The organism is Aeromonas sp. QDB25, assembly GCF_027707725.1.
GTDB lineage: Bacteria > Pseudomonadota > Gammaproteobacteria > Enterobacterales > Aeromonadaceae > Aeromonas > Aeromonas caviae.
In genome coordinates this window covers 1-1,349 of the sequence record NZ_JAPCIZ010000202.1, presented here as the reverse complement: position 1 = coordinate 1,349, position 1,349 = coordinate 1, and the positions used below count along the sequence as shown (strand labels likewise).

Annotated in this window: 1 protein-coding gene; it reads left to right on the top strand. The window is 64.9% G+C overall.

Annotated elements, in window-relative coordinates; genetic code table 11:
* Positions 1-99: 99 nt before the first annotated feature.
* Complete coding sequence (locus PG883_RS23470; RefSeq protein ID WP_197228375.1) at positions 100-1,341, top strand: IS4 family transposase; 1,242 nt, start codon at positions 100-102, stop codon at positions 1,339-1,341.
* Positions 1,342-1,349: the final 8 nt, after the last annotated feature.

Genomic DNA, 1,349 nt, shown 5'->3' with positions numbered 1-1,349 from the left:
CAATGCTCTCAACTTTAGCTTATAGCCCTTGTGAACCCTATGGGAAACGGGTAAAATGGCGTTCGTTAAGTCATTGATAAATAGACAATATGAACTCGAATACTCGACCACGAGTCGCTGCTGTCCGAGTTCGCTGACTTTCTGCTCGACCCCGCGCTGGCCGAGCAGGTACGTCTTCGGCCTGGGGCCTTCACCCGCGATCGCAAGCTCACCCTGCCGCGCCTGGCGGCCATGATGATCTCGGGCATGTGCGCGAGCGTTCAAGCCGAACTCGACGCCTTTTTCGGTCGCCTGCATGCGGTGCCCGGGCGGATCCGCGAGGTCAGCGCACAGGCCTTCAGCAAGGCCCGCCAGGGGTTTTCGGGCCGGCTGTTCGAATTGGCCAGTGCGCACCTGCTGCACCTGGCGCGCCCGCACATAGAGGCGGCACGCTGGAATGGCCGCCGCGTGGTGGCGGCTGATGCGTCGCGCCTGCGTGTGTCGACACGCAAGACGGCCGCACTGACGGCGGACCACTACGCGTTTGCCTTGTTTCTGCCGGGCACCGAACTCACGCTGCACGCCAGTCTGCATCCGGCCGACGGCTCGGAGCGGCAGATGCTGTTCGAGGCGCTCGACGCACTCGATCCGGCGCAGGATCTGCTCGTGCTCGACCGAGGTTACGTCGGCAACACCATGGCGGCGACGCTGGCGCAACACGGCATGGCCTTCTGTCTGCGCGTCGATGCCAGCGGCTGGCGTTGCGTCGCCGACTTCCGACGCTCGAACGAGGCCGAGCGCGTGGTCACACTGTCGCCGCCCACCGCACGCGATGCCAGCACGTTCGATCTGGCCCGCACCGCCACCACCGTGCGCCTGATCCGCAACATCGCTCCGAACGGCCAGATCCGCGTCCTGATGACCAACCTGCTCGATGCCCAGTCGTATCCGGCCGCGCAGTTCAGCGCGCTCTATCACCAGCGCTGGCGCGTCGAGGAGGCCTTCAAGCGCATCAAGCATCGTCTGCGCCTCGAGGCCACGACGGGGTTGAACTACCTCGCCCTGCAGCAGGACTTCGCCGCCAAGATCCTGGCCGACAACCTGTGCGCACTGCTCAGCGGCAGCGGCACCGACGACGCCATCCAGACCGGCTCCCGCCCGAATCGCACCTACGCATTCGGCGCACTCAAGCCCATCCTCGCCGGGTGCCTGCTCGGCATCGCTCAGGCATGGGCGGCATTGCCCGATACCCTGGCCGCCATGGGCCGCAGTCGATGCCGCATCCAGCCAGGCAGAAGCTACCCACGACCGCCCCGAAGCAAGCCACATTTGCATATGTCCTATAAGGGAGCGTTAAGTTGAGAGCATTG